The sequence below is a fragment of the Erythrobacter sp. genome (genome assembly GCF_040217515.1).
GTDB lineage: Bacteria > Pseudomonadota > Alphaproteobacteria > Sphingomonadales > Sphingomonadaceae > Erythrobacter.
In genome coordinates this window covers 98071-124492 of sequence record NZ_JAVJPT010000002.1, presented here as the reverse complement: position 1 = coordinate 124492, position 26422 = coordinate 98071, and the positions used below count along the sequence as shown (strand labels likewise).

29 protein-coding genes are annotated in these 26422 nt (G+C 66.6%); 21 read left to right on the top strand and 8 right to left on the bottom strand.

The features are described 5' to 3' along the window. Positions 1-2543, bottom strand: a 2543-nt coding sequence (locus RIB52_RS01540; protein WP_502879440.1) for a hypothetical protein, incomplete at its 3' end; no start/stop codon positions are given. A 624-nt stretch (positions 2544-3167) separates the two neighbouring features. Here RIB52_RS01540 and thiC point away from each other — a divergent pair. From thiC to RIB52_RS01485, 11 genes are all read left to right on the top strand, one after another. After that, positions 3168-5048: a phosphomethylpyrimidine synthase ThiC gene (gene thiC, locus RIB52_RS01535; protein ID WP_350172210.1), complete on the top strand. Its 1881-nt coding sequence runs from the start codon at positions 3168-3170 to the stop codon at positions 5046-5048. 38 nt (positions 5049-5086) lie between these two features. Beyond that, on the top strand, positions 5087-5467 hold the full coding sequence (locus RIB52_RS01530; protein WP_350172208.1) for an EthD domain-containing protein: 381 nt from the start codon (positions 5087-5089) through the stop codon (positions 5465-5467). A 35-nt stretch (positions 5468-5502) separates the two neighbouring features. Next, the gene (locus tag RIB52_RS01525) at positions 5503-6120 is read left to right on the top strand and encodes a c-type heme family protein (protein WP_350172206.1); all 618 of its coding nucleotides are present in this window, start codon (positions 5503-5505) and stop codon (positions 6118-6120) included. Then, positions 6117-6647: a DUF3833 family protein gene (locus tag RIB52_RS01520; RefSeq protein WP_350172204.1), complete on the top strand. Its 531-nt coding sequence runs from the start codon at positions 6117-6119 to the stop codon at positions 6645-6647. Before RIB52_RS01525 ends, RIB52_RS01520 begins: the two co-directional genes overlap by 4 nt. Positions 6648-6714: 67 nt before the next feature. Continuing rightward, entirely contained in the window at positions 6715-7587 is an 873-nt protein-coding gene (tcmP, locus tag RIB52_RS01515; protein ID WP_350172202.1) for a three-Cys-motif partner protein TcmP, read from the top strand. Further along, entirely contained in the window at positions 7587-8345 is a 759-nt protein-coding gene (locus tag RIB52_RS01510) for a DUF5131 family protein (RefSeq protein ID WP_350172200.1), read from the top strand. The genes tcmP and RIB52_RS01510 overlap by 1 nt, the downstream gene beginning before the upstream one ends. 40 nt (positions 8346-8385) lie before the next feature. Next, positions 8386-9039: a hypothetical protein gene (locus RIB52_RS01505; protein ID WP_350172198.1), complete on the top strand. Its 654-nt coding sequence runs from the start codon at positions 8386-8388 to the stop codon at positions 9037-9039. Positions 9040-9595: 556 nt separating this feature from the next. Beyond that, positions 9596-9808 (top strand): cold-shock protein, encoded by a 213-nt coding sequence (locus tag RIB52_RS01500; protein ID WP_350172196.1) that lies wholly within the window; start codon positions 9596-9598, stop codon positions 9806-9808. 99 nt (positions 9809-9907) lie between these two features. Next, a complete protein-coding gene (locus RIB52_RS01495) occupies positions 9908-10168 on the top strand; it encodes a hypothetical protein (protein WP_350172194.1) in 261 nt (86 codons plus the stop codon). A 120-nt stretch (positions 10169-10288) separates the two neighbouring features. Further along, positions 10289-10633, top strand: coding sequence for an HPF/RaiA family ribosome-associated protein (locus tag RIB52_RS01490; protein ID WP_350172192.1), 345 nt, complete (start codon positions 10289-10291; stop codon positions 10631-10633). 86 nt (positions 10634-10719) lie between these two features. Beyond that, positions 10720-11178 carry a DUF6491 family protein gene (locus RIB52_RS01485; RefSeq protein ID WP_350172190.1) on the top strand — a complete coding sequence of 153 codons (459 nt, stop codon included), beginning with the start codon at positions 10720-10722 and terminating at the stop codon, positions 11176-11178. A gap of 4 nt (positions 11179-11182) precedes the next feature. Here the strand turns inward: RIB52_RS01485 and RIB52_RS01480 are convergent, their stop codons facing one another. After that, positions 11183-12454: an FAD-binding domain-containing protein gene (locus tag RIB52_RS01480; RefSeq protein ID WP_350172188.1), complete on the bottom strand. Its 1272-nt coding sequence runs from the start codon at positions 12452-12454 to the stop codon at positions 11183-11185. A gap of 216 nt (positions 12455-12670) precedes the next feature. Between RIB52_RS01480 and RIB52_RS01475 the strand changes: the two genes are divergently transcribed. The 6 genes from RIB52_RS01475 (at position 12671) to RIB52_RS01450 (ending at position 16270) form a co-directional block, all read left to right on the top strand. Then, positions 12671-13243: a fasciclin domain-containing protein gene (locus tag RIB52_RS01475; RefSeq protein WP_350172186.1), complete on the top strand. Its 573-nt coding sequence runs from the start codon at positions 12671-12673 to the stop codon at positions 13241-13243. A gap of 109 nt (positions 13244-13352) precedes the next feature. Further along, entirely contained in the window at positions 13353-13799 is a 447-nt protein-coding gene (locus tag RIB52_RS01470) for a COG3650 family protein (protein WP_350172184.1), read from the top strand. Beyond that, a complete protein-coding gene (locus RIB52_RS01465) occupies positions 13796-14179 on the top strand; it encodes a hypothetical protein (protein WP_350172182.1) in 384 nt (127 codons plus the stop codon). The genes RIB52_RS01470 and RIB52_RS01465 overlap by 4 nt, the downstream gene beginning before the upstream one ends. 29 nt (positions 14180-14208) lie before the next feature. After that, on the top strand, positions 14209-14625 hold the full coding sequence (locus RIB52_RS01460) for a GFA family protein (RefSeq protein ID WP_350172180.1): 417 nt from the start codon (positions 14209-14211) through the stop codon (positions 14623-14625). 170 nt (positions 14626-14795) lie between these two features. Continuing rightward, complete coding sequence (locus RIB52_RS01455) at positions 14796-15878, top strand: PAS domain-containing protein (RefSeq protein ID WP_350172178.1); 1083 nt, start codon at positions 14796-14798, stop codon at positions 15876-15878. Beyond that, positions 15878-16270, top strand: coding sequence for a response regulator (locus RIB52_RS01450; protein ID WP_350172176.1), 393 nt, complete (start codon positions 15878-15880; stop codon positions 16268-16270). The genes RIB52_RS01455 and RIB52_RS01450 overlap by 1 nt, the downstream gene beginning before the upstream one ends. Here RIB52_RS01450 and RIB52_RS01445 read toward each other — a convergent pair. Beyond that, positions 16267-17763, bottom strand: a complete 1497-nt coding sequence (locus tag RIB52_RS01445; protein ID WP_350172174.1) for a S41 family peptidase — start codon at positions 17761-17763, stop codon at positions 16267-16269. The two genes, RIB52_RS01450 and RIB52_RS01445, sit on opposite strands and share 4 nt — an antisense overlap. Before the next feature lie 259 nt (positions 17764-18022). Here RIB52_RS01445 and RIB52_RS01440 point away from each other — a divergent pair, with 259 nt between their 5' ends. Then, entirely contained in the window at positions 18023-18607 is a 585-nt protein-coding gene (locus RIB52_RS01440) for a YbhB/YbcL family Raf kinase inhibitor-like protein (protein WP_350172172.1), read from the top strand. 28 nt (positions 18608-18635) lie between these two features. After that, positions 18636-18884 (top strand): SWIB/MDM2 domain-containing protein, encoded by a 249-nt coding sequence (locus RIB52_RS01435; protein WP_350172170.1) that lies wholly within the window; start codon positions 18636-18638, stop codon positions 18882-18884. Between the two features lie 3 nt (positions 18885-18887). On the opposite strand, the gene RIB52_RS01430 is transcribed toward RIB52_RS01435, so the two are convergent. Beyond that, positions 18888-19136, bottom strand: coding sequence for a DUF3253 domain-containing protein (locus RIB52_RS01430; RefSeq protein WP_350172168.1), 249 nt, complete (start codon positions 19134-19136; stop codon positions 18888-18890). After that, positions 19133-19630, bottom strand: coding sequence for a cupin domain-containing protein (locus tag RIB52_RS01425; protein WP_350172166.1), 498 nt, complete (start codon positions 19628-19630; stop codon positions 19133-19135). Before RIB52_RS01425 ends, RIB52_RS01430 begins: the two co-directional genes overlap by 4 nt. A gap of 42 nt (positions 19631-19672) precedes the next feature. Here RIB52_RS01425 and RIB52_RS01420 point away from each other — a divergent pair, with 42 nt between their 5' ends. Next, a complete protein-coding gene (locus tag RIB52_RS01420; RefSeq protein ID WP_350172164.1) occupies positions 19673-21019 on the top strand; it encodes a dipeptidase in 1347 nt (448 codons plus the stop codon). A 50-nt stretch (positions 21020-21069) separates the two neighbouring features. Here the strand turns inward: RIB52_RS01420 and RIB52_RS01415 are convergent, their stop codons facing one another. Beyond that, positions 21070-21375: a hypothetical protein gene (locus RIB52_RS01415; RefSeq protein WP_350172162.1), complete on the bottom strand. Its 306-nt coding sequence runs from the start codon at positions 21373-21375 to the stop codon at positions 21070-21072. A 110-nt stretch (positions 21376-21485) separates the two neighbouring features. Beyond that, positions 21486-22322, bottom strand: a complete 837-nt coding sequence (gene dapD, locus RIB52_RS01410; RefSeq protein ID WP_350172160.1) for a 2,3,4,5-tetrahydropyridine-2,6-dicarboxylate N-succinyltransferase — start codon at positions 22320-22322, stop codon at positions 21486-21488. Positions 22323-22681: 359 nt separating this feature from the next. Here dapD and RIB52_RS01405 point away from each other — a divergent pair, with 359 nt between their 5' ends. After that, positions 22682-25207, top strand: a complete 2526-nt coding sequence (locus tag RIB52_RS01405; protein ID WP_350172158.1) for a S8 family peptidase — start codon at positions 22682-22684, stop codon at positions 25205-25207. 125 nt (positions 25208-25332) lie between these two features. Here the strand turns inward: RIB52_RS01405 and RIB52_RS01400 are convergent, their stop codons facing one another. Further along, a complete protein-coding gene (locus tag RIB52_RS01400) occupies positions 25333-26415 on the bottom strand; it encodes a phosphotransferase family protein (protein ID WP_350172156.1) in 1083 nt (360 codons plus the stop codon). Between the last annotated feature and the right edge of the window lie 7 nt (positions 26416-26422).

Here is a 26422-nt window from a genome sequence, read left to right as displayed (position 1 = left end):
TTGCCGACCGACGTCGCGCCGAAGCCGTTGGCCACCGCCGAGCGCCCGAAGGCCGAGGACGCCGTCCCCTCGGCCCGCGCGAGGAAGCCCGCCGCCGTGCCGCTGACCCCGGTCTCGGTGACCTGCGCCCCGTTGCCGAAGGCCGAGCCGTTGCGCGCCAGAGCCGCCGCATCCTGCCCGACCGCCGAGGCACCCTCTTCGCTCGCCTGCGTGTCCACGCCGAAAGCGATGGAATTGACACCCGTCGCCTGCGCGCCGTCGATCCCGCTGTCCGCCCCGTCGCCGCCGATCGCGATCGACCCGTCGGCGGAGGCGGCGGATCCCCTGCCGATCGAAATGGCTTCTTCGCCAGCTGCATTTGCACTTACCCCGATTGCGACTGCCCTTTCATCCGTCGCGTCCGCGAAGCGGCCAAGAGCGATCGCATTGTCCTGCGTGGCTTCGGCAATGTCGCCGATTGCGATAGAACCGAACCCGCCTGCGAAGCTTCGAAAGCCCATCGCTGTTGCGAAGGGACCGCCTGCTTCGGCTTGAGAGCCGACGGCCGTTGTATCGCTTTCGCGAGCCACGGCATCCGCACCGATGGCAACCGACCTGCCCCCAAACGCCTGCGCGCCGATATTATCCGCATCGTTTGCATCGCCGCCTATCGCGATACTTGACGCATCGCCGGTGCCGCTGCGAGCGCCGATCGCGATGGATTCGTCCCACGCCGCAATCGCCCCATGCCCCATCGCAAGCGCGTTGGTCGCATTCGCCTCGGCGTTCGCGCCGAGCGAGGTGGCATTGAGCCCCGTCGCCGCCGCATTATTGCCCAGTGCAGTGGTGGCTTCGGCGCTGGCTTCAGCATCCTCGCCAAGGGCCGTCGCAAGATTGGAAGAAGCCGAGGCGTTCTCGCCGACCGCCGTGGACTGGCTGCCGCTGGCGCGAGCGCGTGCGCCAAGCGCGGTTGCGCCATTATTTCCGGTGGCGGATGCCTGTGCCCCGATTGCGGTGGCGAATACTTGATCCGTCAAGGCATCCGCACCGATTGCCACCGAATTATCGGCGGTGGCCTGCGCGCCGACGGTTCCGGCATCGCTGCCGTCCCCGCCGATCGCGACGGCTCCGATGGCAGCGGCCTGGCTTTCGCGGCCGATCGCGATTGCATCGGCAGCACCGGCACTCGCAGCCTTGCCCAGCACGGTCGCTCCGAGGGCGCTGGCAATCGCGCTCTGACCGACCGCGGTTGCATCATCGGCCGTCGCGAGTGCGATTTCGCCCAGAGCCAGCGAATTCAGACCGCTCGCCAACGCGCCATGGCCGACGGCGGTTGCATTGGTGCCCGTTGCATTGCTGAACGAGCCGAGAGCGGTCGTGTCTGCTTCATTCGAGAGGGAGGAGACACCGATTGCAATGCTGTTCATCGCCGAGCCTCGCGCGCCGACACCGATCCCGATCGCGCTTTGGGCGGACGCCTGCGCCCCTTCGCCGACCGCAACCGTGCTGGTGGCGCTGGCAACGGCATCCGCGCCTAGCGCTGTCGAGAAGTCGCCGGTTGCCTGGGCGCCGAGACCATTGGGATCATTGCTGTCACCGCCAAGTGCGACGGAACCGGCGCCCGTTGCGCTGGCTTGCGATCCCACTGCGACGGCGTTCGCCGCATCGGCGTTGGAATTTTGACCGATCGCGAGCGCGTTATCGCCTCCGACATTCGATGCACCGCCGAGCGCCATCGATCCCTGAAAGTCGGCCGTTGCAAATGCGCCAAGGGCGACACTCGCGTTACCCGAGGCGCTGGATTCGACGCCCAGGGAGGTCGACGAAATCCCGGTCGCTTCTGACCCCTCGCCGAACGCGGAGGACGCGTTTCCGCCCGCAATCGCATCCGCCCCGACCGCCGTGGAGAATTGGCCGGTCGCCTGCGCGCCCTGGCCATCGGCATCGTTGCTGTCGCCGCCGATCGCGACGTTGCCGGTAAGACTTGCAATGCTCGTAGCCCCGATCGAGATCGATTCCGCGCCCGCCGCATTGGCCGCCCAGCCGAGCGCTACAGCGTCGGTACCCCCCACATCGCTTGAATAGCCGATAACGATGCTTCGGTCTTCGTCAGCAGCGGCCAATGCGCCCAGTGCGATGCTCATGCTACCGGATGCGGCGGCCTGAGAGCCAACCGCAGTCGAATTCAGCCCGGATGCGAAGGAATCGGCCCCCAACGCGGTTGCGTCGTTGGCGGTGGCATCGGCATCATTGCCGATCGCGGTGGAATCGAACTGGCTTGCGGTTGCATCTTCGCCCACCGCCGTCGCCTTGGTCGCTGTGGCGACGGCCCGCTCGCCCACGGCGGTGCTTTCATTGCCGCTCGCCTGCGCATTCGCACCCAGCGCCGTCGCCCCGGAGGTGCCCGAGGCCGTCGCGTTGCGCCCGCATTCAAGCGAGGTGGTCCCGCCGGTGGGATTCTCGTTGCATTCCGGAGTCGCATCGGCGCGCGCGACATTGAAAGGAACCACCAGGGCGACCGCCCCGAAAGTCAGCGTGGTCGAAAGCATAAGTGCAGTTTTCACGTCATTTCCCCTTTTCCGAACCCATGAAAAGGGGGGAAGCCGGTCCGCCACATGCGTAGAGCAAAACCACGCGGCACGGTTCAATTCGAATAGATGACCACGTCCCCCCAACAGATCGCCAATGCGGCACGAAGAGCCTAAGGCACTTTTTGACCGAATGCTTGTCTATTTGCGCCACGTCGGGTCCGGCGCTGAAAAAGCGGCTCCTGTGCCGCGCGCCGCGTCTTTCCCGCTGCCGCGTGCGGCCCGGCGGACGCTTCGTGCGAGGACTACGGCGAACGCGCAGGTCTGCGTCGCGCCCTCATCGGTCCCCGGCACGCCGGTGATCCGGTAATTGTGAAGGGAGGGGGAAAGGAGGGGACCTTGGCCGCCCCGCCGCCATCCTGCGCCGATGGGCGAAGAGACTGTTGGCTTGCAGCGCGTAAGCCGCTACACCACGACCAGCCCCGGGGAGGCAGCTTGCCCATCCCAGCCATGCGCGCGAGGGATGGGCAGAGGTGAAGCCTGAGAGGTGTGGGTATGCTCCACACGACCCGTCGAACCTGAACCGATTAGCATCGGCGGAGGGAGTGGTCTGGCCTACGCCCAGAAACCACTCTCTTCGCGCCATAGGAGAGATTGCGCATGGCCGACATCAACAGCCCCGTCGAAATCGGCGTGACCACCGGACCCATTCGTGGCAGCCGCAAGATCCATGTCGGTGCGCGCACCGGGTCTGGCGTGCGCGTCGCCATGCGCGAGATCATGCTCGAAGGCGGCGAGGACCCGGTGCGCGTCTACGACACCTCCGGCCCCTATACCGACCCGCAAGCCAATATCGACATTGACGCAGGCCTTCCGGCGCTGCGGCGCGAATGGATCATGGGCCGCGGCGATGTCGAGGAATATGACGGCCGCGAGATCAAGCCGGAGGATAATGGCCAGCTCGGCCCCGATCGTTCGGGCGGTGTCGCGCAGTTTCCCAATGTCGTGAAGCGGCCCCTGCGCGCGAAAGCGGGCGGCAATGTTTCGCAGATGCATTATGCGAGGCAGGGCATCGTCACGCCCGAAATGGAATATGTCGCCGAGCGCGAGAATCTCGGCCGCGAGATCGCGAAGGACTTGCGGCGCGACGGCGAAAGCTGGGGCGCGGAAATCCCCGACTATATCACCCCCGAATTCGTCCGCGACGAAGTCGCGCGGGGGCGGGCGATCATTCCGTCGAACATCAACCACCCCGAAAGCGAGCCGATGGCGATCGGGCGCAATTTCCTCGTCAAGATCAATGCCAATATCGGCAATTCCGCCGTCGCGAGCGACGTGGCGCAGGAAGTGGAAAAGATGGTCTGGGCGACCCGCTGGGGCGCGGACACGATCATGGACCTGTCCACGGGCCGGAACATCCACGACACGCGCGAATGGATCATCCGCAACAGCCCCGTGCCCATCGGGACCGTGCCGATCTACCAGGCGCTGGAGAAGGTCGGCGGCGTCGCCGAGGACCTGACCTGGGAAATCTTCCGCGATACGCTGATCGAACAGGCCGAACAGGGCGTCGACTACTTCACCATCCATGCGGGCGTGCGCCTGCCCTTCGTGCCGATGGCGGCGAAGCGCGTCACCGGGATCGTGTCGCGCGGCGGCTCGATCATGGCGAAGTGGTGCCTCGCCCATCACAAGGAGAGCTTCCTTTACGAGCACTTCGACGAGATCACCGAGATCATGAAGGCCTACGACATCGCCTATTCGCTCGGCGACGGCCTGCGCCCCGGATCGATCGCGGACGCCAATGACGAAGCGCAGTTCGCCGAGCTCTATACCCTCGGTGAGCTGACCAAGCGCGCCTGGGAGCAGGATGTGCAGGTGATGATCGAAGGCCCGGGCCACGTGCCCATGCACAAGATCAAGGAGAACATGGAAAAGCAGCTCGAGGCCTGCGGCGAGGCGCCGTTCTACACGCTCGGGCCGCTCGTCACCGATATCGCGCCGGGCTACGACCACATCACCAGCGGCATCGGAGCGGCGCAGATCGGCTGGTACGGCACGGCGATGCTCTGCTATGTCACGCCCAAGGAACACCTCGGCCTGCCCGACCGCGACGACGTCAAGGTGGGCGTCGTGACATACAAGCTCGCCGCCCACGCCGCCGACCTCGCCAAGGGGCATCCTGCCGCGCAGGTACGCGACGATGCGCTGTCGAAGGCCCGCTTCGAGTTCCGCTGGCGCGACCAGTTCAACCTCAGCCTCGATCCCGATACGGCCGAGCAATACCACGACCAGACCCTGCCTGCCGAAGGCGCGAAGACGGCGCATTTCTGCTCGATGTGCGGGCCGAAATTCTGCTCGATGAAGATCAGCCAGGAAGTGCGCGATTTCGCCGCGAAGCAGAATTCCGACCCCGACAGCTTCCTCGCCGCGACCTCGGCCGAGGCCGTGGAAGAGGCGGAAAAGGGCATGGAGGAAATGGCGAAGCTCTACGACGCCAAGGGCCGCCGCCTCTACCTGCCCGAAGACGCGGCGGAATAACCTCAGGATAGTTGCAAGGGCGCGCGCGGAGGCAAGCGATGATCCGCATCACCTATTGCCTCCACCGCCTGCCCTCGCTCAGCCGCGGTGAGTTCCAGCGCTACTGGCGCGAGACCCACGCCCCGCTGGTCGAAGCGGCGAGCGGGGCGCTCGGCATCCGCCGCTATGTCCAGCAGCACACGCTCGACAGCGCCATGGCCCGCCGCTTCGCCTCCGCGCAGGGCATCCCCAATGGCGAGGGCGAGGACTATGACGGCATCGCCGAAATCTGGTTCGACAGCGAGGCCGCGCTCGCCCGGGTCGGCGAGAGCGAAGAAGGCCGCCGGCATGCCGCCATCCTCGCCGCGGACGAGGCGCGGTTCATCGACTTTGCACGCAGCCGCTATTTCTTCTCGGCGGCGCACGACGTGATCGTGTAGGTTTGCGCGCGAGTACAGACCGGAGACGAAACGCAATGATCGAGGCATATCGACCCATCCGCGATCCCTTCGCGCTAGCAGGCGCTCTGGCGCTCGCTGCCTGCGCGCAGGAAAGCGAGCCTGAACCCGCCCCGCTCGACACCGCCGCCGTGGCCGAGCGTTCGGGCGCTATAGCCAGGGGCTTCACCGCCGATCTCAAGACCCAGCTCAAGAGCGCGCTGGAGGCGGGCGGGCCGAAACAGGCGGTCAGCGTGTGCCAGCAGGTCGCCCCCGCTCTGGCCGATGCCGCGTCCGAGGACAGCGGGGCCGAGGTCCGCCGCATCGCCGCGCGCAATCGCAATCCGGCAGGCACCGTCCCGCCCGAAATGCGCGCGCAATATGACGAACTCGCCGCCGAGCCGATGGCAGGCGATGCCCCCGCCCGCCGGATCTGGCGCGCCGAGGACGGGCGGGTCCACTTCCTGAGCGCGATCCCCATGGCCGAAAAGCCCTGTTCGACCTGCCACGGCCGCGACATCGACCCGGACCTCCAGGCGCATATCGAAAGCCTCTATCCCGGCGACACGGCGACCGGCTTCGCCCCCGGGGACCTGCGCGGCGCGCTGCTGATCTCGTGGCCCGAAGGAAGCTTTGGCGGAGAGGGCGGCGCATGAGGCTGCGCGCGTGTCTCACCGCGCTGGTCGCCGCGCCCGCCCTCGCGCTCGGCGGCTGCGCCAGCACGCCGGAGGAAGGCTTCACCCCGATCCCCCGCGCCGAGGCGCCCTATTTCGACCCGCTGGTGTTCTTCGACGGCGAGAGCACCGGGCGCGGCGAATTGTCGAAGGTGTTTTCGGGCACGGTCCCGGTGCGGGTCGAGAGCACCGGGCGAATGCTGCGCCCCGGCGTGCTCGAACTGGTGCAGGTGGTCACCGAAGGCGACAAGGAGCCGCGCACCCGCCGCTGGGAAATCCGCGAGGCGGGCGAAGGCCGCTGGGAAGGCACGCTGACCGACGCGGACGGGCCGGTCGAGCTTTATGCCAAGGGCAACCTGCTGACGATCCAGTACCGCATGGACGGCAATTACGACGTCACCCAGCGGCTGACCTTGGCCCCGGACGGGCGGAGCGCCTATAACGAGCTGAAAGTGGAATTGCTCGGCGCGACGGTGGCGGTGCTGGCCGAAGAGATCGTGAAGGGGTAAGGGAAGAATATACTTGCCTTATACTCTAAGTTCTATATTTGTTCCCACAGCATTTGGGGGCGCAACTATGAGCGAAGGCACTCAATCGTTCGGCGGTCAACATACGAGGCGAAAGCTGGACGTGGTTGAGAAATATCTCTCGGCCTATGTGACGGTAATGAAGAGACAGAGCTTTAGACTCTTTTATGTCGACGGGTTTGCCGGTTCTGGCTCGTCGCAAGCAAAAAGCGAGGCAGCAAGCGACGACCCCACGCTGTTTCCCGTCTCGGATGTGGTTGAGGGCTCGCCATTACGGGCGCTGCGCATCGACCCTCCTTTCGACCATTTTCTCTTCATTGAGAAGGACCCGGAAAACCTGTCATCACTAGAGCGAACTTGTGCAAGGTTTTCCGATAAATCAATCGCCATATGGCCGGAAGATGCGAACGAAGGTCTAAGGAAATTTTGCCGTCAAATCAGCGCGAACAGATTGGATCGTGCTGTGGTCTTTCTAGATCCTTTTGGTCTAAGCGTGGAGTGGGATACAATTCGTCTTCTAGCGGAAACAGAAAAGGTTGACCTCTGGTATCTTGTTCCAGTCGATGGGATGTCTCGGCAAATAAAGAATGATGGAAGCTTCTTACCAGGCGCTCAGCGAATTGACAGGATCTGGGGTTCAGATAGCTGGCGCGAAGCTGCGGTCAGGAAGGTCGATACATCCGACGATCTGTTTGGTGCTGTTGATGATCGGCTCGAGAAAATCGCGCGCGCCCAGCAATTTTCGGAAATGTTCCGGGCTCATCTGGGCGAAATTTTCAAGGGAGGGGTCGCCCCAGCGTATCTGCCGCTTGGAAGAGGAAGGCGGCACGATTTTTCGCTTATGTTCGCTTGCGCAAACCCCAGTAGGCCTGCTTTCGAAGCAGCGATGCGCATAGCTAATCACATACTTAGGACAGCATGATGGCCGGAAATTCGGAAATCGAATGGACAGACGTGACTTGGAACCCGGTGGCCGGATGCAGCGTCGCGTCAAGCGGCTGCACGAATTGCTATGCGATGCGCATGGCCGCACGCCTTCAAGCTATGGGGCACGCAAAATACGAAGGAACGACCCGAAAGAGCGGCGGTCGGTATGTTTGGACCGGGCGCGTGAATTTGGACGAAGCCAGCCTCGCTGCCCCTCTCGAATGGCGCAAACCGAAGCGGATTTTCGTCAATTCGATGTCTGACCTTTTCCATCCTGATGTGCCTGACGAATTCATAAAGCGCGTTTGGGATGTGATGATCGCATGCCCTCAGCATCATTTTCAGGTGCTGACCAAACGACCAGACCGGATGGCAGATTTGTTCGAGTTAGGGCTGATCCAAGCACAAGCGCATATTTGGATTGGTACTTCCGTCGAGAGCGAGGAAGTCATCGAGCGGGTTTCGCACCTTCGGCAAATTGCTGGCGCGACGCTTTTCATCTCGTTCGAACCACTCATCGGTCCGATAGATAACGTTGATTTAAAAGGAATTCATTGGGCGATCGTGGGTGGCGAATCCGGCCCTCGCGCTCGTCTGATGGAAGAGTCTTGGGTCGAGCGGCTATTTGAGATTTGTAGACGAGACGATGTTGCTTTCTTTTTCAAGCAATGGGGTGGGCGCAACAAGAAAGCTACAGGCCGGGAATTGCATGGTCGAACCTACGACGAGTATCCAATCGAACTCGAACCGTAGCCCCCTTTCCTACACCCCCACCCCGAGTCATCCTCCCCGGATGCCGCACAAGACCCCCGCCCTCCGCTCCGCCTCGCGCTCCGCCGCGACCCCCTCACCCAAGCGCAAGACCCGCTGCGACGGCTGGACCCTCGCCGTGCAGGCCGCCTTCCTGCGCGCGCTGTCCGCGACGCATTCGGTCTCCGAGGCCGCGCGCTCGGTCGGCAAGTCGCGGCAGTCGGCCTATCGCCTGCGCTCGCGCCTCAAGGGCCAGCCCTTCGATCTCGCGTGGGAGGTCGCGTTTCACCATTCCTATGACGTGCTCGCGCACGCCGCGCTCGACCGGGCGCTGAACGGGGTCGAGGTGCCGGTGTTCTTCCAGGGCGAGCAGGTCGGCTCCTATCGCCGATATGACGAGCGGCTGACGGTCGCGCTGCTCAGCCGCGTCACGCTCGGCGGCAATCCGAATTTCGGGCGGCTCGGCCCCATGGCAGAGCGCCACGCGCGCGATTTCGAGGCGCTGCTGGCGAAAGTCGAAAAGGGCGAGGAGGTGGAAACCGGCGCGGCCACGCCGGAGGACCCGGGCGAGCTCGAGGCGATCCGGCGCTTTTCCGCGCAGGGGCTGGAAAAGGCCTCCACCCCCTGTCCGTCCGCCCCCACGGACGCGGAGATTATGGCGCTTTTACAGGAATATGCGCGGGACGAGGAAACGTGACAGGGTGGAACCTTTGTAAACTTTCTGTTTTGCGCGCGCCCATCCGGGCGCGCGTCCTCGGTGCTGTTTCGCGCTTCGCGCGAGCACCTGCGGGCGGGCGGTCGCCCTTGCGGTCGCTTCGCGACCGATACTAGCGCGACGAAGCGGGCCTTGCGCGACCGGACCTTGCGCTCCCTCGCCGGAGCAGCGCTGGTTCGGCGGCACAGCCGCCGCAAGGCCGACCGGCCGCCCGCAGGCCCGACAGGGCCGAGGAAATCGCAGCCCGGATGGGCTGCGCAAACAAAGATTCCCGGATGGCGTGCGGAAACAAGGACTCCTCCCCCTTGAAACCTCACGATTAGGAGATTCGCGAAGGCCGTGCTACACCATCGCCGCTGACGTCGGAATTTGCGACGGACTTCGTATTTTGACTCGCCGCCTGGCCCCGTGTTTCGTCACGGAAACCGGCCCCCGGCGTAAACCAGACGACGACTTCCTTTCCCCTGAACGATTTGACGCACGAGCCGCCGGGCATGTCGCACGGTGGCAACCCACACGTTCTTGAAAGGAACGACTTATGGCCAAGACCGGCACCGTGAAATTCTTCAACACCGACAAGGGCTACGGCTTCATCCAGCCCGATGACGGCTCTTCGGACAGCTTCGTCCACATCACCGCGGTCCATGCCGCCGGGATGCAGACGCTCGATCGCGAACAGCGCCTCAATTACGAGGTCGAAGTCGGCCGCAACGGCAAGGAAAGCGCGGTCAACCTCGTCGCGGCGGACTAAGGCGCAAGGGCCCGCGCGCGCGGCTTCGCCTGGCGGGGCTGCGCGCGCCCCCTCTCCTTCCAGCGCCCGACCGCCCGACCAACCGACAGGAGGCCCTCGATGGCCCAGACCTACGAATTCTATCTCGAACGCGCCGAAGCCGCCGCCGAAGCGGCGAAAGAGGCCGAACTCGACAATGTCCGCCAGCGCGAACTGCGCTCGGAAAAGACCTGGCGCGGCCTTGCCGAACAGGCCCGCAAGACCGCCGTCGAACGCGAAAAGGCCGAAGCCGAACGCGCCGCCCGCCGCGAGGCCGAGGCCGCCGAGCTGGCCGAAGCAGCCGAAGCGGCCGAGGCGGCCGGGACCGCTTCCGACACCTGACCGCGCGCGGCGCTTACCTGCAAGGGCCCCTCTCGTTTTTCGCCGGTTCATTTCCCAGCTTGCAGGTTCGCCCTATCGTCCGATAGGCTGAACGCCGAGAGAAGAGAGGAGAAAACCGCGATGCAGTTCCAGTTCAACACCAACAGCTCTGTCATGGGAACCGAGAATGTCGCCGAGCGGATCGAGGCCATGGTGCGCCAGAAGCTCGCCCGGTTCGAGGGACGGCTGACGCGGGTCGAGGTCCATGTCGCGGACGACAACGGGTCCAAGCACGGCGCGGACGACAAGCATTGCACGATCGAAGCGCGCCCGCGCGGCGGCAAGCCGATCGGCGTGACCGACAAGGCCTCGAAGGTCGACGACGCCGCGCGCAAGGCGGCGAACACGCTCGCCCAGCGGCTCGAGCGGCATTTCGGCAAGGGCGACAAGAAGCGGCACGAAGCGCGGCCCGACAAGGTTCTGTGATGGCTCTGCTCGCGCTGACACCTGCCTTTGCGGGGGCTTCCGCGGGGCAGGGCCGTCGGGATGCAGGGATGCGACCGGTTCGGGATGTGCTTGACCGGTCCGTCCGCCACCCGGCCCGACCGGGCGCGTTTCGTCTCGGCCTCGTCGCGGTGCTGGCGGCGCTGGCCGTGTCCGCCTGCGCTCCGGTCGAGGAACGCGGGTCCTCGGCGATCCCGGCGGGCGAGGAGGGTGCGCGCGAATGCTTCTATTCGCGCAACGTCAACGCCTTCCGCAATGCACCCGAAGGCCCTGACGGCTCCAGCCGCATCTATGTCGATGTGCGTGCGGGCGACACGTTCCTGTTCGAATTGTTCGGTCCCTGCCGCGAACTGACATTCGCCCGCTCGATCGCCTTCGATACCAGCACGGGAGTCGGCCGGGTATGCAGCGGGCTCGAGGTCGCCCTGCTGGTTCCCGATCCCAATCTCGGCACCCGGCGATGCCCGGTGAAGATGCTGCGCAAGCTCGAACCGGGTGAAGACGGCACGCGCGCCGGGGCGAAATAGCCCGCTATCCCGGCAGGTCCGCGGGCGGGTTCGCCCCGGTGATGCCGAGTTCGCCGAGGATCGGCTCGATCTGCTTTTTCACCCGGAAGAAGCCCGCACGCGCATGGGGCCAGGTCGATCGGGCAAGATCGCCCAGCAGCCAGACGATGCGGCCATCGTCGGCGAGCGGGGCGAGCTGCGGCATCAGCGCATCGCGCGTCCAGCCGGTCGGCAGGTAGGGACAGGCGACTCGTTCGATCCCGGCCCGGTCGAGTATCGCGCCGAGATCGCCGTCCGCTTCCCACCATGCGCCTTCGCATTCGAAGGCGCGTCCGGCATCCTCCATGCCGCTCGCCACGGCCCCACGTGCGAATTGCGCTGCGGGGCCGCCGACCTCGTGCGGCGAACGCAGTTCGGGGCGGGCCGCGCCGATGACGAGCGAAGGCGCTGCTGGCAGGGCAAGCGGGATGTGGTGTGCCGCCTCGTCGTGGAGGAGAAGCGCATAGGGCTCGGCCAGCGCCTCGGGCGCGATGGGGCCGGGCAGATCGAGCGGCTGCCTACCATGTTCGCGTGCCTCGGTCAGCGGCTCCGCCTCGTCGGCGAGGCCGTCGGCCGCGAGCGGTCCGGACGGGCGGTGCGCGGTATAGCGCGCGATGTTGTCGGCGCGGGCAAGATAGGTCTTGCCCGCCGTGTGCAGCCCGCCGACCCAGCGCCAGGACAGCGTGTTCGACGCCGCATCGCCATCGCGCAGGTGACGCAGGAAGAAATCCGCGCCCAGTTCCCAGTCGAGCTTCAGGGAGAAGATCCAGATGCTCGCGAACCACATCCGCGCATGGTTGTGGAGATAGCCGTGCTCGACCAGTTCGCGCGCCCATGTGTCGAAGGCGGCGATGCCGGTGGAACCCCCGGTCGCCTCCTGGTAGGCGGTGCGCAGCCCGGCATTGCCTTCCATCCGGGCAAAGGCTGCCGCGCGTGTTTCGCGGAAGCTCTCCCACACGCTCGGCCGCTGTTCGAGCCAGCCCTTGAAATAGACCCGCCAGAAGACTTCGGAGATGAAACTCTGCGCCTCGCGCGGGCTGTGCTGGCGCAGCGTCGCTTCGAGCACTTCGGTCTCGCCGATCAGGCCGGCATGGAGCCAGGGCGACAATTGCGAGACATTGGCACGGCCGCCTTCGCCCGGCGACGTGCCCACCGGGCCATCGTCATAGCCGCGGCTTTCGGCATATTTGCCGCCCGCACGCGGCAGGAAACGGGCGAGACGGTCGAGCGCGCGCTCGCGGGTCGGAGTCCAGTCCATGCCGCTGCCAACTGCGCGCGGCCCGCGCGGTTCCTGTCGCGGCTTTTCTTGCGGCTCGTTGGCGGTGGGAGCGGCGGAGAAATTGTGGCGAAAAGGTGGAACGTCTCGCCCGCTTCGTGCATTGGCGCGGTGAGGGGGGCTGGAGATGCGCCGGCCCGTCCGCTCGCCGCGCGCCGAAACCGCGCATTCATGACTGCAATTCAAGGAGCTTTCCCAATGAAAATGCTCAAGATCACGCTCGCCTCCGCCATGGCACTCGGCCTCGCCGCCTGCGCCGAAGAGGCGGCCGAAACCGACGAAATGATGGCCGATGAAACCGCCATGGCCGAAGAGGCGACCGCGCCGGGCACCATCCCCGAAGTGGCCGAGGGCGACGGCAGCTTCACCACGCTCGTCGCCGCCGTTGGCGCGGCAGAACTGGGCGAGACGCTTTCGGGCGAAGGGCCCTTCACCGTCTTCGCACCGACCGATGACGCTTTCGGCAAGCTGCCCGACGGCACGGTCGAGACACTGACCACCGAAGAGACCGACAAGCTCAAGTCGATCCTCACCTATCACGTCGTCGAAGGCGCGATGGACGCGGCCGCCGTGACCAGCGCGATCGAGGATGCGGGCGAAGAGGGCCTCGAGGTCGAGACGGTCGGTGGCGGCACCTTCACCGCGACTCTCGTCGACGGACAGGTGATGATCACCGATGCGGCCGGCAACACCGCGACCGTTACCGCGACCGATGTCGAAGCGTCGAACGGCGTGATCCACGTCATCGACACGGTGCTGATGCCCGAATAAGCATCGGTTCATCGCCAATTGTGTGGAAAGGCGGGCCCGGCAGGGTCCGCCTTTTGCATATGGGCCTGCGAGCGATTAGACCGGGGCCGCCAAGAAGAAGAAGGACCCGATGCACGCCGCTCGTTATCCGCTGACCGCCATCGCCGCATTGTCGGCCCTCGCCGCCTGTTCGGCCGAGGGCGGGGACGGTATCAGCCGCGATACCGAGCCCTTTTCCGGCATCGGCGAAGGCGAGGTCATCGAAGTCAGCGGAACCGAACCGTTCTGGGCGATGACGATCGACCAGTCGAAAGGCGCGGCGGCCTATTCCACGCCCGAAAACATCGACGGCGAGCGTTTCGCCATTGCGCGCTTCGCCGGGAATAACGGCCTCGGCTTCACCGGCACGCTCGAGGGCGGCGACCCTGTGACGGTGACGATCACGCCGGGCGAATGCCGCGATGGGATGAGCGATTTCACCTATCCCTTCACCGCCACCGCCGAGATTGGCGGGCGCGACCTCAAAGGCTGCGCCTTTACCGACAGCCAGGGCCGCGAAGGGCCGGGCGCGGCATGAGCGAAGGCCGGCTCGGAGCGCCGATCGGGCGGCGGCCGGTCGGGCAGGGCTGGCGGATTTTCCTGTGGCTCGTCGCTTCGTTCAATTTCGTCGTCGGGCTGATCGGCATGCTCTCTCCCGTGTCGAACCTCGATGCGCGGCTGATCGGGCTGTTCGTGTTCGCCTTCGCGATTGTCTATGTCCAGGCGGCGCGCGATCCCGAGCGGTTCGCCCCGGTGCTCTGGTCCGGCCTTATCGCCAAGGTCGGGACTGCCGCCCTGTTCGCGCCGCTGGGCTTCGGCTCCGAAGGGTCGTTGGTGGTGGCGGGCGCGGTGGTGGTCAACGGCCTGTTCGCAGTCGGCCTGCTCGCTTTGCTGCTGTCGCGCGAAAGCGATTCCTAGGTTCACGGGGCAATGAAAGGGGAGATGGCATGAACGGAACCGATCGGACAGGGGGATGCCTGTGCGGCAAAGTGCGCTACCGCATCGCGGGCGAGCCGCTGATGTGCGTGGTGTGCCATTGCAAGAACTGCCAGCGCCAGGCCGGAAGCGCGCTTTCGATCATTGTCGGCGTGCGCGAGGACGCGCTGCTGGTCGAGGGCGCGGTGCGGACCTATGACGACACGGGCGAGAGCGGCGGGCGTGTGCGCCGCCAGTTCTGCGACACCTGCGGCTCGGCCCTGTTCTCGCGGCTCGACCACCCGCCGGGGCTGGCTTTCGTCAAGGCCGGGACGCTCGACGACACCTCTGAGCTTGCCCCCGCCTTCCATTGCTGGACGAAGAGCAAGCAGGCATGGACCCCGCTGGGCGACATCCCGGCCTATGACACGGTGCCGCCCTCGCCGTGACGCGCCCGCCCATCTTGCGAAGGGCTCGCAAGAAAAAGCTCGGGTAATCAGGCACTTGAACTGCTTTCGGAACCATAAGGCGGAATCCGAATTGAAAAAGTGTAACCTATGTTCGTGCCCGTGCCATGCCTGCCGCCGGGCTCCGGACGAGGCTGTGGGATGAAACAGACGTGAGCAATGACGACCAGAACGAACCCAGCCTGAGCAACCAGGCCTCGATGCGGTTCGACGACGCGCCCGAACGATTCCGCTCCGGGTCGACGAGCGACCGCTTTTCCGGCGCATCGGGGGTCCTGTTCGAACAGGCCATGGCCCAGACCCGCATGGCGATCTGCCTGTCGGACCCGCATACGCCCGACCACCCGATCGTCTTCGCCAACCGCGCCTTCCGCCAGCTGACGGGCTATTCCGAGGAAGAGATCGTCGGGCGCAATTGCCGTTTCCTGCAGGGGCCCAAGACCGATCCCGAACCGGTCGCGCGCATCCGCGAGGCGATCGCGAACGAGGACGTCGTGGTCGTCGAACTGCTCAATTACCGCAAGAACGGCACGACCTTCTGGAACGCGCTCCATCTCGGCCCGATCTACAACGATGCAGGGGAGCTGGTCTATTTCTTCGGCAGCCAGTGGGATGTCTCCGACGTGCGCGCCGCGCGGGCGGAGGAGAAGCATGCCAGGGAAATGGCCCGCGAACTGTCGCACCGGATGAAGAACATGTTCGCGGTGATCTCCGGCATCGTCAACGTGACCGGGCGGATGCGCGGCATCCAGGACGAAGCGGCGGAGATCAATGCCCGCATACAGGCACTGGGCCGGGCTTATGAAACCACGCTCGACGATGCGTCTTCGGGCAATATCGAGATTGGCAGCGCGATCCGCGCGGTCCTCGCGCCTTACGACCAGGGAGGCGGGCGGCTGGCGCTCGAGGGCGAGAACGCTGCCACGCCTTTCGCGATTATCTCGATCGTCGGCATGATCCTGCACGAAATGGCCGCCAATGCGATGAAGCACGGCGCGTGGACCGTGCCCGACGGTAGGGTGCGCGTCGCCTGGGAAACCGGCGGCGAGGATGCGACGCTGGTCATTCGCTGGGAGGAAAGCGGCGGCCCGCCGGTTAACCCGGCGCGGATCGAGGCCGGGACCGGTACTGCGATCGTCGACCGTATGCTCACGACCGCGCGCGGCCGGATCGAGCGCGAATGGAAGGAAAGCGGGCTGACCGCGACGATCACCGTCCCCGCCCGCGCCATCTGATGGCCGGCCTTTGCACGATCCTGCTGCTCGAAGACGAACCGATCATCCTGATGGACCTCGAATTCGCGGCCGAGGACCATGGCTGCGCCGCAGTTTGCGCCTCCAGTTGCGGTGCGGCGCTCGAACGGCTCGCAGCGGTGGCACAGATCGACGTGGCGGTGCTCGACGTGTCGCTCGCAGGGCAGGAGACCTGCCTTCCGGTGGCCGAGGAGCTTGAACGGCGCGGCATTCCCTTCCTGCTCCATTCGGGCGATCTCGATCGCCACGACGAGACGATCCGCCGGCTCGATGCCGATCTCATCTCCAAGCCCGCGAGCGCCGACACCGTCATCGAGGCCGCCATCGCCCGCTGCGAGCGGTGCGATGGCGGCCGCGCGCGCGGGAAATCCTAGAACAGGCCCGGTATCTCGAATTGCGCCGCATTGGGGCGGCGCGGCTGGAGCATGCGCCGCGTATCGCCCAGCGTGACCATTGCGCGCTGGCTCTCCGCGTTCGCCCCGGCAATCCCGCGATCGGGCGCCGCGCCGATCGGGTCGCAGGTCCGCCCGGCGAGGAAATCGAGCGCGGTCGCGACCGAATCCTCGGCCGGATCGCCGAGCGGCTGGAAAATGTCGTCCACGGCGGCGCAGGTATTGGGCATGGTGCTGGCGAGGCCGGAGAAATACTCGCCCTCGTCATCGGCATTGACGGTCTGGAACGTCACCGCGCGCACGCGCAGGTCGCAGTCGGTCAGATCGAAGCCGAACTGGCCGACCGGCTTGCCGAAGGTATTTGCCCCGATCAGCGCGACATTGTTGCCGAGATAGGGGACCATCGAATTGATGACGAGCTCGCTCGCCGAGGCGGTCGCGCCGCGCCCGATGAAAGCGATCCGGGTGGGAGCAATCGCTTCCTCCTCGAATTCGAACAGCTCCGTCTCTTCCTCGTCCGAACGCGAGGGGCGGAGCACGGTGCGGCTCCACACCTCGCCCACATTGTTCCGGCCAAGCAGGTCGCCGAGCGTATCGGCCACTTCGACAAGCCCGCCGCCATTATAGCGGAAATCGACGATGAGTTCGGTTACGCCTTCGCCGCGGAACCGGTCGAAGGCGTCCTCCAGTTGCTCTTCCGCGTCGCGTATGATGAACGTGCGCAGGTTGAGATAACCGACCTTCTTGCCACCGTCCTGGATGATCCGCACGCCATACCGATCGGAGATCGGATCGAGCGAGAATTCGGTCTTGGTCACGCTCTGTTCGATCACGGTGTTTTCGGCCGTGCGGAAGCGCAGCACCCGCGCAAGGCCGGGATCGGACGGGCCGAGCGCGTTGACCACCGCCTGCGGGCCGCCGGATGCCATCAGCGTGCTGACGAGCTGGAGGTTCGCGGAGGTCGTGCCGATCGCGAGCAGTTCGGTCCCGCGATCCATCCCGGCGGCGAAACCGTTGCCGTTCTCGTATGCTTCGAGCAGGAAGACCCGGTTGTTTGTCGTGTCATAGGCCAGGCGGATGCCGAAGCCCGCACTGGAGCCCGAATTGATGAGCTCGTTCTCTTCCTCGATCGAGGTCGCGAAGGTAAAACCGCGATCGATGTCCTGCGCGCGCGCCGGGGCGACGCGGGCATCGAGAAAGGCCTGCACGTCGTTGAAATCGGCCGGGTTCACCGTGTTGTCGAGCAGGTCGGGGAAAAGATACCAGTCATCGAGGACGCGATCGGCGTAATCGATCTGCGCGGCCGTCGAACAGGCCGCGCTGGTGGGCGTGGGGGTCGGTGTCGGGGTCGGGGTCGGCGTTGGCGCGGGGGTCGGACCGCCGGAGGTGGGTGGAGGATTCGATCCGCCGCCCCCGCCGCATGCGACGAGTGCGAGCGCGAGCGTGGCGGAAAGCGCGGTGCGACCGGTTTTCATGAAAGGGCGACTCCGAATTGGCCTGTAGATGCGTTAGGGACCTCGCCCGGATCCGGGCGTCTCCGCGCGCTTTCATGCAATGGCGGGGCCGCCTGGGCAAGTCACCGGGGTGCGCGCGGTGCGGATTGTCGCCGCCGACACCCCCGCGAAGACCGCCTCGCGGCGGGTTTTTCGCAAGAAACCGGGGCAAAAGAGCGCTCGCACGTCTCGTATCCTCCCGGTAACGGCACTAGCACACAGGAATGAAAGCGACCGAGTCATGACCGAGCTACCCCAATGGATCGCCGCGAAACTGCCCGCCGGCGCGCGCCATCCCGGCCTCGCCATCGCGCGGCTGGGTGACGAGCGCAAACTGGCGAAAGGCGGCTTCGCCCTCTCCAGCCCGGCCTTTGCCGCCGGGGAGGAACTCGACCCCTGCTTCACCGCCAAGGAAGAGGATGCCGTCGCCCCCCCGCTCGAATGGAGCGCGCCGCCGCCCGGGGCGCAGGAAATCGTGATTATCGCCGAGGACGCCTCGAGCGAGGCGGCCGAGCCGCAATGTCACTGGCTGGTCTGGGGCCTGCCGGGCCAGAAGGGCAAGCTGCTGGAAGGCGAGACCCCGCCGCGCGCGGGCAAGAACGCGAAAGGCAATTCGGAATGGCTGCTGCCGAACCCGCCGCTGGGCGTGACGCGGCATTACGTGTTTCAGGCCTTCGCCACCGAATTGCCGCTGACCACCATGCCCGGCGCAACGCGCGAGGATATTGTCAAGGCGATCGAGGGACAGGTGACCGCCTGCGCCCTCCTGCACGCGCCGTTTACCGGCACGCCCGAGGATGACGGGCTGGCCGACGAGGATTTTTGATGAACCTGCCAAGAATGGGAGAAGGATAATGGCTGGCAATAATGCGCTTCAGAAACCGGTGCAGCTTTCGGGAGATCTCGAGGCGGTGGTGGGCAAGGGTCCGATGACCCGCGCCGAAGTCACCTCCAAGGTCTGGGAATATATCAAGGCGAACAACCTCCAGGATGCGAAGGACAAGCGCCAGATCAATCCCGATGCCAAGCTCGGCGCGGTAATCGGCAACGACCAGATTTCCATGTTCAAGATGACGGCGGCGGTGTCCAAGCACCTCAGCTGATCGCTAGGTCCTCTCAGGCCGGCGGCGTGCGATGCGATAGGCTCCGCGCCGCCGGCCGAGCCTTGCGCCTTTCCACGAGAGCGCGATTTCGCCCTCGCCGAGGAGCGCATCGACGCTCGCGTGGACGTCGCCCATGAGGCTGCGCCAGTCGCCATCCGGCCCGGCGAGCCTTTTGGCCGCCTCGCTCGGGCAGATCGTCCTGCCGGGCCCGCGCTCGGCGAGCAGCGCCATGATCGCCGCGCGGGCGGTCATGCCTGTCCGGGCGCGCCGTCTCCCGGTTCCCAGTCCGGCGGGGCCAGTTCGAAACCGGCGAAATCGAAGCCCGGCACGACCACGCACGACACCAGAGACCAGCCATGCGCGCCCTGCCGGGGCGTAAGCGGCCGGGTCGCCTGCCAATGCCCGGTCGGGACCAGCCCCTGCGGCGTTTCGCCGCCCGCGACATCCGCGCCGAGCCGCAGGCTTGTCGCATCGGCATAGTCATTTTCGGCCAGGCGCAGCTCGAGCGGATCGCCTGCCTGCCAGATCCACAGCTCCTCGGCATCGACCCTGTGCCAGTGCGACGATTCGCCCGCCTTGAGCAGGAAGACGATCGCCGTCCCCGCCGCCCGCGTGCCGTCGGTCCCGGGTTGCACGCCCGCGCGCCAGGTCTCGCGATACCAGCCGCCTTCGGGGTGGGGCTCGAGCCGTAATTGTTCGATCAGCGCTTCGGCGCTATTCGTGTTCGCGGATCCGGCCTGCGTCATCGGGAGTTCCTTTCGGCGCAGCCCTTAAAGGGAGAGCCCGTCATGACGCAACACGCCGCCGCCGCCCGTTCGATTGCAGTCCCGCTTGTCGCCGCGCTCCTCGCAGGGAGCGCCGCCCTGCCGGCCACCGCGCAGGAGACGGCCGAACCGCGCACCACCGGGCCGGAGGCGGAGCGGGCGGAGACCGTGTTCGACCCGGCCGTCGATACCGCTAATGCCGCGCTCGAGATCGCGCCGGTCTTCGACGGGCACAACGACCTGCCGATCCAGCTGCGCGCGCGGTTCGACAACCAACTGGCCGATTTCGATTTCACCGACACAAGCGCGACCGGCGAGACTCACCCCGAGGGGCGCGCGATGCACACCGATCTCAAGCGTCTTGCTGAGGGCAAGGTCGGCGCGCAGTTCTGGTCGGTCTATGTCCCCGCCTCGCTCACCGAGCCGCAGGCGGTGCAGATGACGCTCGAACAGATCGACGTGACGAAGCGGCTGATCGATGCCTATGACGCGCTTGCCTTCGCGCAAAGCGCGGACGATGTCGAAAACGCCTTTCGCGCCGGGCGGATCGCCTCGCTGATCGGCATGGAGGGCGGCCATTCGATCGGCTCGAGCCTTGCCGTGCTCAGGCAGATGCATGCCCTTGGCGCGCGCTACATGACGCTCACGCACAATGCCAATACGCCCTGGGCCGACAGCGCGACCGACGATCCCGAGCATGGCGGGCTGTCGGATTTCGGCCGCGACGTGGTGCGCGAGATGAACCGGCTGGGGATGCTGGTCGACCTTTCCCATGTCAGCGAGGAGGCGATGGTGGACGCGCTCGACGTGGCGCGGGCCCCGGTGATCTTCAGCCATTCGGGCGCGCGCGCGGTCAATGGCCATGCGCGCAACGTCCCCGACAGCGTGCTGCGGCGCCTGCCCTATAACGGGGGCATCGTCATGGTCGTCGCTCTGCCGGGCTATCTGAACGAGGAACGCCGCCAGTGGTTCGCAAACCGCGAGGCCGAGCAGGCGCGGCAGGAATCGCTTTTGCAGGGTCAGCCCGACAAGGTAACGGCGGCAATGGCGCAATGGGACGCGGCCAATCCCGAACCCGCGACGACCATCGGGCACATGGCCGACCATATCGATCATATCCGCGAGGTTGCAGGGATCGAATCGATCGGGATCGGCGGGGATTTCGACGGCATGCCGAGCGGGCCGGAAGGGTTCGAGGACGTGACCGGCTATCCCGCGCTTTTCGCCGAGCTCGCCCGCCGCGGCTATGGCCAGGCCGAATTGGAGATGATCGCCAGCCGCAACGCGCTGCGCGTCATGCGCGAGGCGGAACGATACGCCGCCCGCCTGCGCGGCGAGCCGCCGATCGAGACGCTTATTCCGAAAGAGTGACGGGCCGAAAAAGTGACGGGCCGAAAGAATGACGGGGAAGGCTGCGCGCCCTATTCGGTGATCGGTTCCCCGACCCTCGATTCCGGGGCGCTGGGCTGCGTCGTCGGGACGGCCGGGATCTCGCTTTCGGGTGTTCCCTCCTCGCGCATCTCCTCGACTCGCTCGCTGGCGAGTTCGGCGCTTTCGACGTCGTCCTGCTGCAGGGCGGGGACGATCCAGGCGATGCTCATCGCGACGATCGCGATCAGGGTCGAAATGATCAGGATCCAGCGCGCGCGTCCGGATGTCTCGCCCGCGCGGGCGGCGTCGTCCTCGATATGGACGGCTTGTTCGTTGTTCTGGTCTGTCTCGGCCATGGGCCTGCCCTCCCTTGGGTGAATGTCTTACCAGATCAACGGGAGCGCCGCTGGCCCGTTCCGAGACGCACGGGGGCCGGCCGGGCAAAGGCCCGGTGCTGCGGGCGCGGTCAGTCGCGCAGCAGTTCGTTGATGCCGGTCTTGGCGCGGGTCTGCGCGTCCACCGTCTTGACGATCACCGCGCAGTAGAGCGACGGGCCGGGGCTGCCGTCGGGCAGGGCTTTTCCGGGCAACGAGCCGGGGACGACAACCGCATAGGGCGGGACTTCGCCGCGATGGATCTCGCCCGTTTCGCGGTTCACTATTTTCGTCGAGGCGCCAAGGTAGACCCCCATCGAAAGCACCGCGCCTTCGCCCACCCGCACGCCTTCGGCGACTTCGCTGCGCGCGCCGATGAAAGCCCCGTCGCCGATGATGACGGGGTCTGCCTGCAGCGGTTCGAGCACCCCGCCGATCCCCGCGCCGCCGGATATGTGAACGTTCTTCCCGATCTGCGCGCAGGAGCCGACCGTCGCCCAGGTGTCGATCATGGTGCCTTCATCGACATAGGCGCCGATATTGACGAAGCTCGGCATCAGAACGACGCCCCTGCCGATATAGCTGCCGCGCCGCGCGACCGCGCCGGGCACGACGCGAAAGCTCGCTTCGCGGAAGCGGCTTTCGCCCCAACCGCCGAACTTGTTGGATACCTTGTCGAACGCCGCCGCCCCCGCCGAACCGCCTTCCATCACCCGGTTATCGGTCAGGCGGAAGGACAGCAGCACCGCCTTCTTGAGCCACTGGTTGACGCGCCAGCCGCCTTCGCCATCGGGCTCGGCGACGCGGGCCGTGCCGCTGTCGAGCATTTCGAGCGCGTCGCCGACCGCGCCGCGGATCTCGCTGTCGGGCAGGATGTCGGCGCGGTTTTCCCACGCTTTCTCGATCTGCGCGATGAGAGTGTCGGTCATGGGCCTCGATCCTCCTGCTGGCTGCGGGCGCGCTGGCGCGGTTTCGCGCGCGGACCCGGCAGGGCTGCTAGCGGGGCGGGCGAGGCTCGGCAAGCGTCTTGCGCGCCCGGCCGGCAAGCGGGCAGGGTCCGGGAAAACCACCGCTTCGGCGGCAAAGGCGAACGACGCGGCGAGCGCCGACTGGTAAGAGGCGCGCTCTGCCTTGGCAGCCGGGGCTGGGCGGTTAGAAGGGACTTTCCATGACCGTTCGTGTGACAGACAGGACCGATCCAAGCCCGAGAGCCTGCGTGCGTTCCGCCCGGCCGTCCCGCGCGTCCGGGATGGATGGTCGCGCGCGCCCGCCCACTAAACCTCGGCCGGTGCCAGCTCACGCCCCCGCGCCCGATCCCGCTGCGCCGGTGCGCTGGCACCGGATCGCAGCGTCCGGAACGCCGGCGAAGAACACGGGCAGGGCGCTTGTCGCCGCGCTCGCCTGCGCCGCGCTTGCGGCATGCGGCGGCGGTGGTGGCGGCGGAGGCGGGGGGGTCGTTTCCACTCCGCCGCCGACCCCTCCTCCTCCTCCTCCTCCGCCTCCGCCGCCCCCGCCGCCACCTCCTCCTCCGCCCCCGCCGCCTGCGACCGATTTCGACACGGCCGAATTCCGGCGCTCCGACGGGCCGGGCTTTCACGGCGCCGATACCGCCTGGCGCGACGGTTTCACCGGGGCGGGAGAGATCATCGCGGTGGTCGATTCGGGGCTCGATTCCGACAGCCCCGAATTCGCCGGCCGCGTCCACCCCGATTCGCGCGATGTCGCAGGCGGCCGCGACATCGATCCGGAGGATGATCACGGCACCAATGTCGCCACCGTCGCCGCCGCCGCGCGCGATGGCGAGGGCGTGCTGGGCATCGCCTTCGATGCCCAGGTGCTCGCCCTGCGCGCCGACCAGCCGGGCTCCTGCGCGGGCGACACGCCGGCCGATCCGACGCTCTCGTGCCGCTTTCTCGACCGAGACATCGCGCGCGGGATCGATGCCGCCGTGGCGACGGGCGCGCGGGTGGTGAACCTTTCCCTCGGCGGGGGCGGGATTACGGGCGATCTGTTCGATTCCGTCCGCCGCGCTTCCGATGCGGGCCTCGTGATCGTGGTCGCGGCCGGCAATTCGGGGGATGGATCGGACCCCGACATCGACCCGTTCGAGCCCGACCCCTTCGCGCGGGCGCTCCGCGATGCGGGCGGAGACAACGTCATCATCGTCGGCTCGGTCGACGACAGCGGCACGATTTCCACTTTCAGCAATCGCGCGGGCTCTTTCGCCGACAGCTTCCTCGCCGCGCAGGGGGAGGCGATCTGCTGCGTCTATGACGCGGGCCGGCTGTTCATCGAGACGATCGACGGGGAGCAGTTCGTGACGCTGTTTTCCGGCACCAGCTTCGCAGCACCCCAGGTCGCGGGCGCGGTCGCGCTGCTGGGGCAGGCTTTCCCGAACCTTTCGGGCGACGAGATCGCGGAAATCCTGCTCACCACGGCGCGCGACGCGGGGGCCGGCGGGGTCGATGCGATTTACGGGCGCGGCATACTCGATATCGCCGCCGCTTTCGCGCCGCAGGGCACGACCCGGCTGGCGGGCAGCGGCATCGCCCTTGCGCTGGGGGAGGATTTCGCAGTCGGCTCGGCGGCGATGGGCGATGCCCTGGCGGCCCTCGGCGCGTCCGGGCTCGAGACGGTCGTGCTCGACCGTTACGATCGCGCCTATCGCCATTCGCTCGGCCGCCGCGCGCGCGGCGCGGCGCAGGTGCAGCGCCTGTCCGGCGCGGTGGAAAGGCCCGGCTTCACCCGCGCGGCCGGGGGCGAGTCGCTGTCGCTCGCGCTGACGACCGGCGAAACCACACGCGCCGCGGGCCTGCAATGGCCCGGCGAATTGCGCCTCGCGCCCGAGGAGGCGGCAGGCCCGCGTGTCCTCGCCGCGCGCGTTGCGGGCCGGATCGCACCGGACTTGCAGGCCGGTTTCGCGTTCGGCATGGGCGCGCGCACCCTTTCCCGGCAATTGCAACGCGCCGGGACGGATAGCGCGAAGGGCGCCCCGCGCGCCGCTTTCCGCATCGCGCCCGAGGCGGGTCTCGACGAAGGCTTCACCGGCAGCAGCGATCTTGCCCTCGCCGCGCGGCGCGGTTTCGGTGAGTGGGGCGTGACGCTTTCGGCGCAGCGCGGCCGCGCATGGCTCGCCGAACACCGCCGCGCCGAGGAGACGATTTTCGGCCTTGCCGAACATCGCGGGACGACCACCCTATCGCTCGCCGTCGATCGCGCTGTCGGTGATGTCGAGGCGCGGCTGGGCGCATCGTGGCTGGTCGAGGAGGAAACCCTGCTCGGCGCGCATTTCCACCGCGCCTTTACGATTTCCGGGGCTGACAGCCTGTTTCTCGACGGGGCGCTCGCCGCGCGGATCGCCCCCGGCTGGACGATCGCCGGGGCGGTCCGCGGCGGGATCACGCGCCCGCGCGGCGGCGATGCCGTGGGCGAAGGCTCGCATCTTCTCACGCAGGGCTGGTCGCTCGACCTCACGAAAGCGGGCGTGCTTGGGCCCTCGGACCGGCTCGGCCTGAGGTTCAGCCAGCCGCTCCGGGTCGAGGGCGGCACGCTCGATTTCGACCTGCCGGTGGCATGGGATTATGCGAGCGAAAGCGCCGTCATGGCCCGCCGTTCGGTTTCGCTCGCCCCGCAGGGGCGCGAGGTGATGGGGGAGCTTGCATGGTCGAGGCCCTTCGCATTGGGCCATGGCCCATGGGGCGCGCGCGCCTGGGGGAGCCTCTCGACAAGCGTCTATTACCGCCGCCAGCCGGGCCATTTCGCCGATGCGCCCGCCGACATGGGCGCATTGGTAAGCGTTACCGCCGGGTTCTGAGCGCGGCTCGAACCCCTGCGCGCGCCACATCAGTTACGCGATGGCCCCGGCAGGGACTCGCGCCATGACAAATCGCGGCAGAAGGGCGAGCGGCTGGCCAGGGGCGGCCGCGCCCCTTCCTGCGCCTATTGCGGCATGCCGGCCTTGAGCGCGAATTCGTGCGCGCGTTCGACCAGCGGCTGCACCCGCTCGCTCATCTGCTTCGCATGGGCGCTGGAAGCGGTCCCGTCGATCACCCGTTTCTTGATCCCCTGCATGATCCCGGCGAGGCGGAAGAGATTGTAGGCGAAATACCAGTCCATCGGCGGCACGGGGTATCCGGTGCGCGCAACATAGCGTTCCACGGCCTCTTCCTGCGAAGGAATGCCGAGCTCTTCCAGATCGAGCCCGAGCAGCCCCGCGCGCCCGTCCGCCGGGTTGTGCCAGTTGAGCATGAGATAGCTGAAATCCGCGATCGGATCGCCCAGCGTCGACAATTCCCAGTCGAGCACGGCGATGATCCGGTCCTCGGTCTTGTGAAAGATCACGTTGTCGAGCCGGTAATCGCCGTGAACCACGCTGGATTCATGCTGCGGCGGGATCGTTTCGGGCAGCCATTCGATCAGCCGCTCCATCTGGGGCATGTGTTCGGTTTCGGACAGCTTGTACTGCTTCGACCAACGCGCGATCTGGCGCGCGCAGTAATCGGTCGGCTTGCCGTAGTCGCCGAGGCCGATCGCGCCGGGATCGTTGAGGTGGAGGTCGGCCATGGTGTCGATCAGCGCGTTGTAGATGCCGCGCCGCTCCTCGCGCGTGCAGCCCGGCAGCGCGCCGTTCCACAGGCTTCGCCCGTCGGCCATGGACATGACGAAGAACTTGGAGCCGATGACCTCGGGGTCCTCGCACAGGCCATAGGTGCGCGGGACGGGAAAGCCGGTCGGGTAAAGCCCGGTCATGGCGGTGTATTCGCGGTCGACCGCGTGCGCGGATGGCAGCAGCTTGCCGAAAGGCTGGCGGCGCAACACGTATTTCGCGCCCGGCGTTTCGATCTTGTAGGTCGGGTTCGACTGGCCGCCCTTGAACTTGGTGTAGCTGATCGGTCCTTCGAATCCATCGACATTCGCCTCGAACCACGCGGTCAGGGTGTCGAGATCGAGCCGGTCCGCCTCGGGCACTGGAACCGTGCCCACCATTTCCTTGTCGAAATCGATCTGGGGTGCGTCTGTCATTGTTTCG

Excerpts from the sequence above, each read along its gene's own strand:
- thiC (WP_350172210.1), top strand. The coding sequence starts at position 3,168 with ATGGCCGACATCAACAGCCCCGTCGAAATCGGCGTGACCACCGGACCC.
- RIB52_RS01530 (WP_350172208.1), top strand. The coding sequence starts at position 5,087 with ATGATCCGCATCACCTATTGCCTCCACCGCCTGCCCTCGCTCAGCCGC.
- RIB52_RS01525 (WP_350172206.1), top strand. The coding sequence starts at position 5,503 with ATGATCGAGGCATATCGACCCATCCGCGATCCCTTCGCGCTAGCAGGC.
- RIB52_RS01520 (WP_350172204.1), top strand. The coding sequence starts at position 6,117 with ATGAGGCTGCGCGCGTGTCTCACCGCGCTGGTCGCCGCGCCCGCCCTC.
- tcmP (WP_350172202.1), top strand. The coding sequence starts at position 6,715 with ATGAGCGAAGGCACTCAATCGTTCGGCGGTCAACATACGAGGCGAAAG.
- RIB52_RS01510 (WP_350172200.1), top strand. The coding sequence starts at position 7,587 with ATGGCCGGAAATTCGGAAATCGAATGGACAGACGTGACTTGGAACCCG.
- RIB52_RS01505 (WP_350172198.1), top strand. The coding sequence starts at position 8,386 with ATGCCGCACAAGACCCCCGCCCTCCGCTCCGCCTCGCGCTCCGCCGCG.
- RIB52_RS01500 (WP_350172196.1), top strand. The coding sequence starts at position 9,596 with ATGGCCAAGACCGGCACCGTGAAATTCTTCAACACCGACAAGGGCTAC.
- RIB52_RS01495 (WP_350172194.1), top strand. The coding sequence starts at position 9,908 with ATGGCCCAGACCTACGAATTCTATCTCGAACGCGCCGAAGCCGCCGCC.
- RIB52_RS01490 (WP_350172192.1), top strand. The coding sequence starts at position 10,289 with ATGCAGTTCCAGTTCAACACCAACAGCTCTGTCATGGGAACCGAGAAT.
- RIB52_RS01480 (WP_350172188.1), bottom strand. The coding sequence starts at position 12,454 with ATGGACTGGACTCCGACCCGCGAGCGCGCGCTCGACCGTCTCGCCCGT.
- RIB52_RS01475 (WP_350172186.1), top strand. The coding sequence starts at position 12,671 with ATGAAAATGCTCAAGATCACGCTCGCCTCCGCCATGGCACTCGGCCTC.
- RIB52_RS01470 (WP_350172184.1), top strand. The coding sequence starts at position 13,353 with ATGCACGCCGCTCGTTATCCGCTGACCGCCATCGCCGCATTGTCGGCC.
- RIB52_RS01465 (WP_350172182.1), top strand. The coding sequence starts at position 13,796 with ATGAGCGAAGGCCGGCTCGGAGCGCCGATCGGGCGGCGGCCGGTCGGG.
- RIB52_RS01460 (WP_350172180.1), top strand. The coding sequence starts at position 14,209 with ATGAACGGAACCGATCGGACAGGGGGATGCCTGTGCGGCAAAGTGCGC.
- RIB52_RS01450 (WP_350172176.1), top strand. The coding sequence starts at position 15,878 with ATGGCCGGCCTTTGCACGATCCTGCTGCTCGAAGACGAACCGATCATC.
- RIB52_RS01445 (WP_350172174.1), bottom strand. The coding sequence starts at position 17,763 with ATGAAAACCGGTCGCACCGCGCTTTCCGCCACGCTCGCGCTCGCACTC.
- RIB52_RS01440 (WP_350172172.1), top strand. The coding sequence starts at position 18,023 with ATGACCGAGCTACCCCAATGGATCGCCGCGAAACTGCCCGCCGGCGCG.
- RIB52_RS01435 (WP_350172170.1), top strand. The coding sequence starts at position 18,636 with ATGGCTGGCAATAATGCGCTTCAGAAACCGGTGCAGCTTTCGGGAGAT.
- RIB52_RS01430 (WP_350172168.1), bottom strand. The coding sequence starts at position 19,136 with ATGACCGCCCGCGCGGCGATCATGGCGCTGCTCGCCGAGCGCGGGCCC.
- RIB52_RS01425 (WP_350172166.1), bottom strand. The coding sequence starts at position 19,630 with ATGACGCAGGCCGGATCCGCGAACACGAATAGCGCCGAAGCGCTGATC.
- RIB52_RS01420 (WP_350172164.1), top strand. The coding sequence starts at position 19,673 with ATGACGCAACACGCCGCCGCCGCCCGTTCGATTGCAGTCCCGCTTGTC.
- RIB52_RS01415 (WP_350172162.1), bottom strand. The coding sequence starts at position 21,375 with ATGGCCGAGACAGACCAGAACAACGAACAAGCCGTCCATATCGAGGAC.
- dapD (WP_350172160.1), bottom strand. The coding sequence starts at position 22,322 with ATGACCGACACTCTCATCGCGCAGATCGAGAAAGCGTGGGAAAACCGC.
- RIB52_RS01400 (WP_350172156.1), bottom strand. The coding sequence starts at position 26,415 with ATGACAGACGCACCCCAGATCGATTTCGACAAGGAAATGGTGGGCACG.